The sequence below is a fragment of the Pontibacter diazotrophicus genome, assembly GCF_003367245.1.
Classification (GTDB): Bacteria; Bacteroidota; Bacteroidia; order Cytophagales; family Hymenobacteraceae; genus Pontibacter; species Pontibacter diazotrophicus.
In genome coordinates this window covers 209,640-223,655 of the sequence record NZ_QRGR01000001.1, presented here as the reverse complement: position 1 = coordinate 223,655, position 14,016 = coordinate 209,640, and the positions used below count along the sequence as shown (strand labels likewise).

Below are 14,016 nucleotides of genomic sequence, written 5' to 3'. Positions count from 1 at the left end.
ATTTACCAGTCGCTGCTTTATGCTACAGAAAGTTTCAGGTTTCATACAATCCCATCAGCTCTGCCAGCCTGAGAGCAGAATATTAGCTGCCGTTAGCGGTGGTATCGACTCAGTGGTGCTCTGCGAAGTGCTGCACCAGCTGAAGTACACCTTTGCTATTGCCCACTGCAACTTCGGCTTACGTGCCGAGGATGCCGAGGCTGATCAGCTATTTGTCAAAAAGCTGGCCAAAAAGTATGATATCCCCTTTTTCACAGAGAATTTTAATACCCGCGCCTTTGCCCAGCAGGAGAAGCTATCCACACAAATGGCAGCCCGCACCCTGCGCTACCAGTGGTTCGAGACCGTCAGGCAGGAAGAGGGCTATGACTACATCGCGACAGCCCACCATAGCAACGATACAACCGAAACCATATTGCTGCACCTGACCAAGGGCACCGGTATTGCGGGGCTGCATGGCATTCCCGCAAAGAACGGCTATATCATCCGTCCGCTGCTGCCGGTCACCAAAGACGACATCTATGAATTTGTAACCAGCAACAAACTTATCTGGCGCGAAGACAGCTCGAATGAAACCACCAAGTACCAGCGCAACAAAATCAGGCATGATGTAATTCCGGTACTCAAGGAAATAAACCCCAGCCTGGAAGAAACCATGCAGCACACTGCTGAGCGGGTGAGCCATGCTGAGGCCATTGTGGCCCTTTACATAGACCAACTGCGCCAGCAATGTGTAAAAGAAGCGGAAGAAGCTGTATATGTCGCGCTGCAGCCCTTACAACAGGCAACAGGCCTGCCAGTGGTGCTGCACGAGCTGCTGCGCCCCTACAACTTCAGCTATAGCGTGGTGCTGGAACTGGTGGAGGCACTGGAGGGCATCTCAGGCAAACAGTTTGACTCCCCCACCCACACCCTCGTTAAAGACCGCGACCAGTTGGTGATTACCCCCAAGAACATCAGCAGCTTTGGGAGTATAATGATAGCAGAGGGCGACACGACTGTGGAGGCTGGCAACATGAGCTTCAGCATTCGGTATGCAGATGCCGCTAACTATAAATTGATCACCAAGCCGCACGTAGCAGCCCTTGATGTGGACCAGCTGAAATTCCCTTTAAAGTTGCGCGCATGGCAGGAAGGCGACTGGTTTGTGCCGCTGGGCATGAACGGGAAAAAGAAAATCAGTGATTTGCTGATAGATAAAAAAGTACCGGCTAACCTTAAGCCACAAACACTGGTATTAGTATCTGAGCAATCCATTGCCTGGGTTGCAGGTATCCGGCCTGACAACCGCTATAAAGTAACAGACAAAACGCAGAAGGTAGTAGAAATTACGATGCAGCGTAAACCGTAACTTTTTTCGTAACTCGATACACGTATCAAGTAGCACGACTTCCTAGGTAAGCTTTACGCACTATGATAGAAGGGTTGATACAGTTGCTCCTTTAGCACTTCATGCGCTTCAAAATTTTGTCGTGCTACGTGCTTCGTGGTGCCTGATATGAAAAGTGATACCTGATACGAAAAAGCAGATTGCCGCTTGTTAATACTTGGATTTTCTTAGATTTACAGAAGTAACCGAATCTCAAACCAAAATAAAACATATCTGAAATGAAAGTAACTGTAGTTGGAGCAGGTAACGTTGGGGCAACATGCGCCGATGTGCTGGCTTACCGCGAAATCGCAAATGAAGTAGTTTTAGTAGACATCAAAGAAGGCTTTGCTGAGGGCAAAGCGCTTGATATCTGGCAAAAATCACCTATTAACTTATATGACACCCGCACTGTTGGTGTAACAAACGATTACTCCCGCACCGCCGATTCTGATGTAGTGGTAATTACGTCCGGCTTGCCAAGAAAACCGGGCATGAGCCGCGATGACCTTATTTCGACCAACGCGGGCATCGTGAAGTCTGTAACGGAGAATGTTGTAAAGCACTCACCAAACGCCATCATCATTGTAGTGTCTAACCCACTGGACGTGATGACGTACCAGGCGCACCTTACGTCTAAACTGCCTCGCACCAAAGTAATGGGTATGGCTGGTATCCTGGACACTGCCCGCTACAGGGCTTTCCTTGCTGAGGCGCTGAATGTTTCTCCGAAAGATATACAGGCAGTGCTGATGGGTGGCCACGGCGATACAATGGTGCCGCTTCCGCGCTATACTACGGTGGGTGGTATTCCGGTAACAGAGCTGATTGAAGAAGACAAACTGAACGCTATTATAGAGCGCACCAAAACAGGTGGCGGTGAACTGGTGAAACTGATGGGTACCTCTGCCTGGTATGCTCCGGGCTCAGCAGCTGCCCAAATGGTGGAAGCCATTGTGCGTGACCAGCGCCGTGTATTCCCTGTGTGTGTGAAACTGGAAGGCGAGTACGGCATTGATGGCGTATACCTGGGCGTTCCGGTAATCCTGGGCAAGAACGGTATCGAGAAAGTGATTGAGCTGCAACTGAACGACGAGGAGAAGCAACTGCTGGAGGAATCCCGCGGACACGTGAAAGAAGTGATGGACGCGCTGGACAAAATGTCTGCCAACGCTTAAGCATTCTTTTCTTCAAACTAAAACAGCAGCGGCGCTCTCTTCGGGGAGCGCCGCTGCTGTTTTAGTTTGAACAGGTTTATGGTTCAATGATTATATTGGAAGAGACCATGGATCAGGATAATATAGCATCTTTCAACAATCCTACACTTTTGTCTTTTGTCCAAAAGGCTTTTGTTAGCATTATTAAGGTATATCTAGCCACTCATGCGGGTTCCAGGCTATAGGCCTTGCTCCTACTGGTTCATAGGTTATCTGCGGGTCGTCTACCTGCAGCAGGGTCAGCAGCCTCTCTCCTAACAGCAGGTGCCATTGCGAGGCTTTGGATAAAATATCAAGTAAAATCTGAGCCGTTTCTTTCTCAACTGTGTCGAAGTGGTGCAGCACCAGCACCATGCCTTTGCCGGTTACAGTAATCTCCTTTAAGCTTTCTTTTAAAGCACCAAAATTACTTGCGTAAGTATCCGGGAACCTCAGTTTCTGTTTCAGTTCGTCATGCATTTTCTGCTCTTCTGCCCACCTGGAGCAGTCGAACTCCATTACTCTATAGCGCTCTTTCCGGAACCAACTGATGTCTATGATCAGGAACTCCGGACGGGAGTAAAGGCAGGTGTAGCCGTTCTGCAGGATAGACCAGTCCAGCCGCTGCCATTCTTCGGGTGTGTTTTGGAAAACAGGCATAAAATAGGTCTTAAATTTCCAGGCGCTCTTTCACCTGCTGCAGTTTACTGTCTTTTAAAGTGATGATGACCACTCCGCTTTTACCTGCAGCACCATATTTGTCAACGGCTTCAGTCTCTTTCAGAACCTCAATCCGGTCAATCCAATCCGTATCAACGATTTTAAGTTGTGGCTGCGTCAGGGTAATTTCCTCCTTTACATCCTGCAACACATAAAGCGGCTGGCTTTTCGGAGCCAACCCTTGTGCGCAGTACAAACGGATTGTCACGGCCTTAGAACTATCGGCACTTTGCCCATAGCCATGAAGCGACAGTACAAGAAAAAAGGCAATGGTAGACAGGAAGTATTTCATCAGTTAAATTGCTGAGCTTAATCTTTCTGGCTTGCCTGGAAGAGCTTCTGCTTCTCATCTTTCGACAGGCTTTCGTAGCCGGAGCTGGATATCTTATCCAGGATACGGTCAATCTCGTTCTGGCTGGGCTTGCCCGGCTGGCCAAAAGCGGACTTGCTCCCGTTTGTGGGAGTAGAAGAGGCTGTTGTTGAACGGCGGTGTGTTACCTTCAGGTTCGGCCTGCGTTTGAACAAGCCAGAGAAGAAGCCAATAACAGCATGTATCGGCCGACCCATGTCATTACCACGTTGCAGTTGCTTAATAAACGCCCAACCCAGAATAGCTCCCCCGATGTGGGCAATGTTACCACCAGCATTGTCGCCAACGGCACCGGAGATAGACAACAGCACCAGGAAAGCAGCGATATACTTTATCTTGATAGGGCCTATCAGAATCAGGTTAAAGGCATAGTTAGGCAGCAGAACAGCAGCTCCTACCACAACGGCCAGAACACTTGCCGAGGCACCTATCATCATAGAATAGGCGGCGCGATCAGCAAAATAAGGTATAAAGTTGTAGCAGAGCAGGTACAGAATACCTCCCGCTAAACCTCCCAGCACATACAGGCTGAGCAGCTTTTTCTCACCCAGGTACTCGCGCACTATCTGCCCGAACCAGTACAGGTTCAGCATGTTAAAGATGATGTGCAGAAAACCCTCATGCGTAAAGAAATAGGTAATCAGCGTCCAAGGACGGGTTATGAAGGTGAGCGGATAAGAATTAAGCGCCAGGTAGCGCATTATCAGGTCGTATACCCCTGATCCGCCTGTTAAAACCAAGATCGTACGCAATACAATCAGCACCACAAACACAATCACGTTGATCAGAATAAGCTGCTTCAATGTGTTGCTGGACTGACGGAAATTGTACTTTATATCTTCAAGGATGCTCATTGTTTTTTAGAAATTATCCTGATAATCGTTTCGCTGCCACATCTTTACAAGTATATACGCGAACAGCATACCTCCAAGGTGCGCAAAGTGTGCTACGTTATCACCCGGTGTCCGGTTAAAGCCAGTATATAATTCGTAAGCGCCGTAAAACAGCACAAAGTATTTCGCTTTTATAGGTATAGGCAGAAACAGCAGCATCAACTCCAGGTTCGGGAACAGCAGGCCAAAGGCCATCAATATCCCGAAAACAGCGCCTGAGGCCCCCAGCATCGGGCTGTTGTACATACGGCTGAACACATAACGTACGGCCTGCTTGCTTTCTTCTATATAAGACTCGTTATCGGGATTGCGCCGGTATTCTACAGCAAACCCCTGCTCATAACCACCAGAAAAATGATCCTCCATATAGTTATAAAAGCGGTTGGGGTCCGGGTTAGCAATATAGCTCACTGTTTCCTCCTCCAACTGGTTTAGTTCGTAACCACGCACTCCTGAGTATAAAAGGCTGGCTCCCAAACCTGTTATCAGGTAGAAGGCCAGAAACCGCTGTGGCCCCCAGAAACGCTCCAGCATGGGTCCGAAAATAAACAAGCTGAACATGTTGCTGAAAAGGTGTCCCCAGCCGCCATGCATAAACATATGCGAAAACAGCTGGATGGGACGGAAATAATCAGAGCCAAAGTAATGTAACGCGAAAGTTTCGATACTGATTACGCCACTAAGTTGCAATAAGTAAACAACCACATTAATGATCAGGAGATTCCTGACCATTGGGGTAATATTAAACATGCGAATTTTCTTTTAGAAGTATAAATCCTGCCTCAGTCATAACCTAAAGCCGGTACCTGTTCGAAATATAGATTCGGAGATTCTGCAGGAGGTCTGAATTTTATTCTCACTGCTGCAAATAGCGCCTCCAGCATAAAATTCAGACCTTCTCTTAACCTATTCTGGCTATCCAAAATAACAATTTTGTCATCAACAATCATGCAATTAAATTCAGCCTTTCATGAAAAGATCATGCAACTGGCCAAGCTGCATGATAACCAGTGTCTTCTGCCCTCCCGGGGCATAATTCGGCACCTGGCACGCAAAAAGTTTATCTACGAGAGAATTCATCTCAAGGTCCGACATTCGGGAAAGAGACCTGGAGGCGAGGCGTTTTGCCATGGCCCGGGCCAGGTTCTCCCGTTTATCAAGCTTCAAGGAGGTCAGGTTGTTTTTATATTGCTCAATTAATTCCTCCAGCAGCTCCTTTTCATTTACAGCATGCACATCGGCAGGTATACCATTCAGGATGATGGTGTTTCCGCCAAAATCCTCGAACAGGAAGCCCATATCTTTAAATTCCGCTGCCAGTTCATGCATCAGGGTGGCATCCGCCGGAGAAAGCTGCACCGTCTGCGGAAACAGCAGCGCCTGCGAGGCACCTGTTTTCTTTTGCAGCGAGGCCATATACTTCTCGTACAGGATACGCTCCTGCGCCGCCTGCTGGTCTATGATCATCACCCCAGACTTTACCTGCACCAGCAAGTACTTCTGGTGTATCTGGATGGCTTTGTTTGAGGAAGCGGCCGGTATGTCCGTTGCTGCGAAGGCATCGTCCAGCAAGCCCATTCCAGAGGAAGCTGATGTAGTACCTTCATCCTCCAACGGTTGCTCCCGCATGGGTTCATACAGTTGCTCCCAGCCTTTGGAGGTTGCCCTTCTGGAAGAAGCAGGAGGCGTAAAGCCGGGGAAAGCTGTGCTTCCGCCGCTTCTGGGTTTATTATCCGGGTCAAACTCATTGTAGCCACCCTGCACACGTATTGGCTGCAGCGGGGCAAAATTCACATCACCCTCAAAATCCAGCGACGGAGCGATATTATAAGCACCCAGGGCTTTTTTTACAGCGGCATGCACAATGGCATACACCGTTTTCTCGTCCTCAAACTTGATTTCGGTTTTAGTAGGATGCACATTGATATCGATCTTCTCCGGGTCCAGCTCAATAAACAGCACATAGAACGGATGGTTCTCTTTCGGCACCAGGCCCTCAAAGGCCGTCATCACGGCATGGTTCAGGTAGCCGCTCTTTACAAAGCGGTTGTTCACAAAAAAGAACTGCTCGCCGCGTGTTTTCTTCGCGTGCTCCGGTTTGCCGATATACCCCCTCACCGTCAGGAAGGTGGTATCTTCCTCGCAGTAAGCCATCTGCTCTTTATAGTTGCTGCCGAAAATACTTACAATACGTTGGCTCAGTTTGCCGGCAGGCAGGTTAAACACCTCTGTATCGTTATGGTGCAGGGTGAAAGTTACCTCCGGATAGGCCAGCGCCACCCGCTGAAACTCGTCCAGGATATGGCGCATCTCCACCGCGTTGGTCTTCAGGAAATTGCGACGAGCCGGCACATTGTAAAACAGGTTCTTTACTGCAATGGAGGTTCCTCCGGGCACAGCGGCCGGCTCCTGCAACACCACCGTTGACCCTTCGACCAGCAGTTTTGTCCCGGCTTCGGCGCCTTGTGGCTTTGTTTTGAGCTCTACCTGTGCCACCGCCCCGATAGAGGCCATGGCCTCACCCCGGAAACCCATCGTCCGGATACGGAAAAGGTCTTCGGTGGTGGCGATTTTGGAGGTGGCATGGCGCTCAAAACACATCCGGGCGTCTGTCTCTGACATACCGATGCCATTATCCACCACCTGTACTAATTGTTTGCCTGCCTCCTTCACAATTACCTGAATGCTGGTCGCTTTGGCATCCACGGCATTCTCCAGCAGTTCCTTCACCACCGAGGCAGGGCGTTGCACCACTTCACCGGCAGCAATCTGGTTGGCAAGGAAATCAGGCAGTAAATGTATGATGTCGGGCATCCGGTTCTTTAACTCCTTATTGATATATATTATTTTCTCGCTTTATCAGCCAATTCAGGCATTTGCGGCAGAATTATTGCTCTTACTAAATATGTAAAAACAGAACTTATTCGGAATCAAATTTATTATTAAATTAGAGACCGATTAAAAAAATAGGCAGGAATAACAGCTAACGATTTGCTTTTATTTTCGTCTAAATATATATAGCAAAGGTGCATGTATTAATGCAGGGGCTAGTGGCGTTAGCATATGAAGCTACTCTTTGAGGCCACGTTCGCATACAGGCAGGCATTAGATTCTCTGCCTTCGATCAGAGTAGCTGAAGAAATATACATCACCTCTGAAATTTAGTCTGTTTTTCCGAGCCGCCTTTTGCAAAATTAGGCTTAATTTTGACTTGTTCCAATTATAAATAAAGTAGCACAGGATGTTGAAGAGTTTTAGTTTAGGGTTGTTGATACTTGTTTTTCTCGCAGTGGGGCCACTGATGTCGTTAAAGCCGTCAGAGGAAGTGGTCGTCAATGTAGAAGAGAAAAACTGGGTTGACAGCGTGATGACGACACTCACTCCTGAGCAGCGCATCGGCCAGCTGTTTATGGTGGCTGCCTACTCAAATAAAAACGAAAAGCATTTTCGTGGCATAGATACCCTTGTGAGCCGCTATGGCGTTGGGGGCGTCATGTTTATGCAGGGCGGCCCTATGCGCCAGGCTATTCTTACAAACCGTTACCAGCGCCAGGCGAAGGTACCCATGCTTATTGCCATGGATGCGGAGTGGGGCCTGAACATGCGCCTGGACAGCAGCATGCACTTTGCCCGTCAGATGACCCTGGGCGCCATAAGCGATGAAAAGTACGTTTACCTGATGGGCCGAGAAATAGCCCTGAAGATGAAGCGCCTGGGCGTGAACGTAAGCTTTTCGCCGGTGCTGGACGTGAATGTGAATGCCACTAACCCAGTTATCGGAAGCCGCTCCTTCGGAGAGTCTACAGAAGAGGTTACCCGCCACGGCATCGCCTATATCAAAGGCCTGCAAGACCATGGTGTGATGGCGGTAGCCAAGCACTTCCCCGGCCACGGCGATACCGACACTGACTCTCACCTTTCTCTGCCTGTTGTGCCGCACGATATAAAGCGCCTGACAGAGGTAGAACTTCATCCTTTTAAGAAATCTTTTGAAGCTGGCGTAATGGGCGTGATGGTAGCGCACCTGTATATGCCAAGCATTGACTCCACCCTCAACTTGCCCACTACACTGTCGCGCCCCTTGGTAACAGGCCTTTTAAAGGAAAAGATGAAGTACAAGGGTTTAGTGTTTACCGATGCCCTGAACATGAAGGCTGTCAGCCGCTTCTATAAGCCTGGTGTAGTAGATCTAAAGGCGCTGATGGCCGGAAATGATGTTCTGCTCTTCCCGGAGGATGTGCCAACCGCTATCACCAAAATAAAAGAAGCCATTGCCGCCAAACAGCTGACGCAGGACGAAGTTGACCAGCATGTAAGAAAAATCCTGCACGCCAAGTACTGGGTAGGGCTTAACAACTACAAGCCTGTTGCACTGGATAACCTTCAGGAAGATATAGACAGGCCTCTTAGTACCGTAGTGCAGGAGCAGCTTTATGAGCACTCTGTAACAGTTGTAGAGAACAAAAGCAGTTTAATTCCTTTCCGCAACCTCGATACTTTAAGCATTGCCTCCGTAGCTATCGGAGCCCCTGCCAACAATGTGTTCCAGGAAACGCTTGGAAACTACGCTCCGCTGAATAAATTCGCTATACCCGATCGCTTTGCACCTGACTCTGCTTTCACAAAAGTTATTCCGCAGCTAAAAGACAATGACCTGGTGGTGGTGAGTATCCATAACATGAACATCACACCTGCCAAGAATTTTGGTATTGGTGTTGGCACCAGGGCCTTTATCAAGTACCTGCAGGAGCGCACAAATAAGAAGGTAGTGGTAGTAGTAATGGGCAATGCCTATAGCCTGAAATTCTTTGAAGGCAGCAACTGGCTCGTGTGTGGGTACGAAGATAACCCGGTAGCGCAGTCACTGGTGCCACAGGCGCTGTTTGGCGCACGTGCGGCCAAGGGCAAGCTGCCTGTAACGGCCTCTGCCACTTTCAAGTCAGGTACCGGCGTTTCTACGCAGGCGCTCGGGCGCCTGAAGTATGGCACCCCTGAAAGTGTGGGCATGAGTTCTAAAGTATTGCAGCAGATTGACAATGTTGCCACTGAAGCCATTGCCTATGCCGCTACCCCGGGTGCGCAGGTGCTGGTGGTAAAAGACGGAACCGTAATCTTTGACAAATCCTACGGCCATTATACGTACGAGAAGCAAAAGCCTGTCACGAAGCATACGGTGTATGATGTTGCCTCTATCACAAAGGTGGCCGCTACCTTACAGGCCATTATGTTCCTGAAAGACCAGGGCAAAATTAATATCGACGCAAAAGTATCTACTTACCTGCCGGAACTGAAAGGAACAAACAAGGAAAGCATCGTGCTGCGCGACGTACTGACGCACCAGGCGGGTTTGCTGGCTGGTTTGCCGAACTGGCAAAAGACATCAGCCTCTTTGGAGACCAAGAAGATGTTTTATGCCAGCAACCGCTCAGACTCTTACCCGAATGAAGTGATCCCGGGCTTTTACTCCATCAAAACAATGGAAGACTCGCTCTGGACCTGGACGGTAAAATCTAGAATGCTGCCAGCTAGGAAAGGCGGAAGGGGCCATGATTACAAGTATAGCGACCTTGACTTCTACGTGCTAAAGCGTGTGGCAGAGAGAATGCTGAACCAGCCACTGGATGAGTTCATGGACCAGAACTTTTATGCCCCTCTTGGCCTCAGCACCATGACGTACAAGCCACTGCTCAAGCACTCGCGCAATGTGATTGCCCCGACAGAAGACGACAAGTATTTCCGCCACAACCTGATTTGGGGTAGTGTACACGACCAGAGTGCAGCCATGCTGGGCGGCGTGGCCGGGCATGCCGGTTTGTTCTCCAACGCCAACGACCTGGCTATTCTCATGCAGATGAACCTGAACAATGGCAACTATGGCGGGCACAAGTACTTTAACTCTAACGTGGTAACGGAATTCTCGCAGCGGAACTCTAAAGACAGCCGCCGTGGCATTGGCTGGGATAAACCAGAACCGGAAGGCCACGGCCCCACCTCAGACCTGGCTCCTATGAGTACGTTTGGCCATACAGGCTTTACTGGTACAGGTGCCTGGGTAGATCCGGAGAACAAGCTTATCTACATCTTCCTCTCTAACAGGGTATTCCCGGATGGCGGCAATAACAGGCTGCTGAAGTATAACATCCGGACCAGGATACACGATGTGGTTTATAAAGCAATGATTCCTAAAACATAAAAGATAATTGGTAGTTTAGCAGGTGCAGTCATATTAGTTGGCTGCACTTTTGTTTTTTATATATTCAGAAAATGAGAATCGGTATAGTTTGTTACCCTACATTTGGCGGTAGCGGCGTGGTGGCCACAGAGCTAGGCAAAGCACTGGCTCTGAAAGGCCATAAAGTACACTTTATTACCTATAGCCAGCCTGCCCGCCTCCACCTTTTCAGCGAGAACCTTTTTTATCACGAAGTATTTATACCTGCTTACCCCCTCTTCCAGTACCCGCCCTATGAACTGGCACTGGCCAGTAAGATGGTAGACATAGCCCGCTTCGAGAAACTGGATCTGCTGCACGTGCATTACGCTATTCCGCATGCTTCAGCAGCATTTATGGCGAAGCAGATCCTCAAGACCAAAGGCATCAATATCCCTGTTATCACAACGCTGCATGGCACAGACATCACACTGGTGGGCAAAGATGCCTCGTTTGAGCCTGTGGTTACCTTCAGTATCAATCAATCGGATGGTGTAACTGCGGTTTCTGATAGCCTGCGCGTCGAGACTTACGACTACTTCGACATTGAGAAGGATATTGAAGTGATTCCTAACTTCATTAACCTTGAGAAGTTTAAGCGCCAGCGGAAAGAGCATTTCCGTATGGCCATTGCCTCAAGCAACGAGAAGCTGCTGGTACATACTTCCAATTTCCGGGCGGTGAAGCGCGTGGAAGACGTTATCCGGATTTTTGCAAAAGTGCGCCAGCAAATACCAAGCAAACTGCTGTTGGTAGGCGACGGACCGGACCGGCCCAAGATGGAGAAGCTTTGCCGGGAGCTGCAGATCTGCCAGGATGTGCGGTTTTTAGGGAAACTGGACGCCGTGGAAGAAGTACTCTCTATAGCAGACCTGTTCCTGATGCCTTCTGAGAAAGAAAGCTTTGGCCTGGCGGCACTGGAGGCAATGGCTTGTGAGGTACCCGTAGTATCCACTAACGCAGGCGGTATACCGGAATTGAATGTTGATGGCGAAACAGGGTTCACAAGCCCGGTTGGCGCTATAGACGAAATGGTGGAGAAAGCCCTGTATATACTGGATGATGAGAACCTCCCTCGCTTCAAAGCAAACGCTTTGCGGCGTGCCAAAGATTTTGATGTTGATAAAATAGTGCCGCTGTATGAGGATTTTTATCAAAAAATCATCAATACACAACTGGCATTGCTATAAATTCAATCATCTGATAAAAACTAAAATTCAAAAAGAACTGGCAACTTATAAGTTGCCAGTTCTTTTTTTTATATTTATGCCCTCTTACCCTTGTTGTTATACCTGCGCTTTAGGTATAGCCCATATTCCTTATTACAGACATGAGCAAAGACAAATACTTCATCATTGATTTTGACAGTACTTTCACCAAAGTAGAAGCCCTGGACGAACTGGGCGAGTTATCCCTTGAGGGAGATCCTCAGAAAGAAAGCATACTGCAGCAGGTAAAAGAGCTGACAGATAGCGCCATGGCCGGGCAAAGTTCTTTTGCAGAGGGCCTTCGCAAGCGCCTGGACCTGTTAAAGGCACATCAGAAACACCTGCCCCAGCTTATTAATGTATTGCAGGATAAAGTCTCTCAATCTGTGCGCAGAAACAAAGCGTTTCTGGAGGAGTACTCGGACCAGATTTACATTGTATCAAGCGGATTTAAGGAGTTTATTACGCCTATTGTAACGCAATACGGCATCAAAGAAGAGAACATCTATGCCAACACCTTCAAGTTAGACGACAACGGAAACATCATCGGCTTTGATGAGAAGAACGTGCTTTGCCTTGATAAGGGAAAAATCAAGTTACTGGAGCAATTGGCACTATCTGGTGATGTTTACGTCATCGGTGATGGCTATACAGACTATGAGATCAAAGAAGCCGGGCTGGCGAATAAATTTTACGCCTTCACAGAAAACATATCCCGCGACAGTGTGCTGGCGAAGGCAGAACACGTCGCCCCAAGCTTAGATGAGTTCCTGTACCAGAACAAGTTGCCAATGGCTATCTCCTACCCCAAAAACAGGATAAGCGTGCTGCTGCTGGAGAACATACACCCAAGGGCAGTAGAGATGTTCCGGCACGAAGGATATCAGGTAGAAACCATAGCCGGTGCCCTGAGCGAGGAGGAACTTTGTGAGAAAATACAGAACGTATCGATACTGGGCATCCGAAGCAAAACGCACGTAACCCGCAAGGTGCTGGAGCATGCCAACCGCCTCATGAGCGTCGGGGCCTTCTGCATCGGCACCAACCAGATTGACCTGGATGCCTGCCTCGAAGCCGGTGTAACCGTGTTCAATGCCCCTTACAGCAATACCCGCAGCGTAGTGGAAATGGCTATCGGGGAGATTATTATGCTGAGCCGTGGCATTGTAGATAAGAGCAGCAAAATGCATGAAAGTACCTGGGACAAATCGGCCACGGGTAGTTACGAGGTGCGTGACAAGAAACTGGGTATTGTAGGCTACGGCAACATTGGGGCGCAGCTATCCGTGCTCGCGGAAGCGATGGGCATGGTGGTATACTATTACGATGTAGTGGAAAAACTGCAGTTGGGTAACGCGCGCAAATGCGACACCCTCCGCGAGTTACTGGAGAAGGCTGATTTTGTGACGCTGCACGTAGATGGCCGCCCGGAAAACAAAAACATATTCGGGGCACAGGAGTTTGCCGCCATGAAAGACGGTGCCATTTTCCTGAACCTGAGCCGCGGCCACGTAGTGGACATAGAGGCGCTGGTAGAGAGCCTGAAGTCAGGCAAGTTGCGCGGCGCGGCCGTGGACGTGTTCCCGCAGGAGCCCGCCACGAACAGTGAGCCCTTTGTAAGTGAACTGCGCGGCCTGCCGAATGTAATTCTGACACCACACATCGGTGGCAGTACATCTGAGGCACAGATGAACATTGCCAACTTTGTGCCCAACCGCATCATGGACTATATTAACTCAGGCAACACCTACCAAAGCGTCAACTTCCCTAACATCCAGTTGCCGGAACTGAAAAACGCGCATCGCCTGATCCACATACATCAAAACGTGCCGGGCGTGCTGGCCGACATAAACAATGTGCTGGCAAAGAACCAGGTAAACATCCTGGGCCAGTACCTCAAAACAAATGAGCATGTAGGTTATGTGATTACCGACGTGAATAAGAAGTATGACAAACAGTTGGTAAATGATATGCGCGGCGTGCCGCACACCATCAAGTTCCGCATGTTGTATTAACAAATCAGCTAGCACGTATCACGACGCACAACAC

The 14,016-nt window shown here is 49.0% G+C and carries 10 protein-coding genes; 5 read left to right on the top strand and 5 right to left on the bottom strand.

Annotated elements, in window-relative coordinates; genetic code table 11:
• The first annotated feature begins 19 nt into the window (after window positions 1–19).
• Together tilS and mdh are read left to right on the top strand one after the other, a co-directional pair.
• Window positions 20–1,351: a tRNA lysidine(34) synthetase TilS gene (gene tilS, locus DXT99_RS00945; RefSeq protein ID WP_115563634.1), complete on the top strand. Its 1,332-nt coding sequence runs from the start codon at window positions 20–22 to the stop codon at window positions 1,349–1,351.
• A gap of 257 nt (window positions 1,352–1,608) precedes the next feature.
• Window positions 1,609–2,547, top strand: a complete 939-nt coding sequence (gene mdh, locus DXT99_RS00940) for a malate dehydrogenase (protein WP_115563633.1) — start codon at window positions 1,609–1,611, stop codon at window positions 2,545–2,547.
• Window positions 2,548–2,730: 183 nt separating this feature from the next.
• Here the strand turns inward: mdh and DXT99_RS00935 are convergent, their stop codons facing one another.
• From DXT99_RS00935 to mutL, 5 genes are all read right to left on the bottom strand, one after another.
• Window positions 2,731–3,225, bottom strand: a complete 495-nt coding sequence (locus DXT99_RS00935) for a barstar family protein (protein ID WP_115563632.1) — start codon at window positions 3,223–3,225, stop codon at window positions 2,731–2,733.
• Window positions 3,226–3,235: 10 nt separating this feature from the next.
• Entirely contained in the window at window positions 3,236–3,577 is a 342-nt protein-coding gene (locus DXT99_RS00930; RefSeq protein WP_115563631.1) for a SusC/RagA family TonB-linked outer membrane protein, read from the bottom strand.
• 17 nt (window positions 3,578–3,594) lie between these two features.
• Entirely contained in the window at window positions 3,595–4,509 is a 915-nt protein-coding gene (locus DXT99_RS00925; protein WP_115563630.1) for a rhomboid family intramembrane serine protease, read from the bottom strand.
• A 6-nt stretch (window positions 4,510–4,515) separates the two neighbouring features.
• Window positions 4,516–5,298 (bottom strand): rhomboid family intramembrane serine protease, encoded by a 783-nt coding sequence (locus DXT99_RS00920; protein ID WP_115563629.1) that lies wholly within the window; start codon window positions 5,296–5,298, stop codon window positions 4,516–4,518.
• A gap of 210 nt (window positions 5,299–5,508) precedes the next feature.
• The gene (gene mutL, locus DXT99_RS00915) at window positions 5,509–7,362 is read right to left on the bottom strand and encodes a DNA mismatch repair endonuclease MutL (RefSeq protein ID WP_115563628.1); all 1,854 of its coding nucleotides are present in this window, start codon (window positions 7,360–7,362) and stop codon (window positions 5,509–5,511) included.
• 427 nt (window positions 7,363–7,789) lie between these two features.
• On the opposite strand from mutL, the gene DXT99_RS00910 reads away from it, so the two are divergent.
• From DXT99_RS00910 to serA, 3 genes are all read left to right on the top strand, one after another.
• Window positions 7,790–10,741 (top strand): glycoside hydrolase family 3 N-terminal domain-containing protein, encoded by a 2,952-nt coding sequence (locus tag DXT99_RS00910; protein ID WP_246000380.1) that lies wholly within the window; start codon window positions 7,790–7,792, stop codon window positions 10,739–10,741.
• Between the two features lie 71 nt (window positions 10,742–10,812).
• The gene (gene bshA / locus DXT99_RS00905) at window positions 10,813–11,949 is read left to right on the top strand and encodes an N-acetyl-alpha-D-glucosaminyl L-malate synthase BshA (protein ID WP_115563627.1); all 1,137 of its coding nucleotides are present in this window, start codon (window positions 10,813–10,815) and stop codon (window positions 11,947–11,949) included.
• A gap of 140 nt (window positions 11,950–12,089) precedes the next feature.
• Window positions 12,090–13,982, top strand: a complete 1,893-nt coding sequence (gene serA, locus DXT99_RS00900; RefSeq protein ID WP_115563626.1) for a phosphoglycerate dehydrogenase — start codon at window positions 12,090–12,092, stop codon at window positions 13,980–13,982.
• Window positions 13,983–14,016 lie beyond the last annotated feature (34 nt).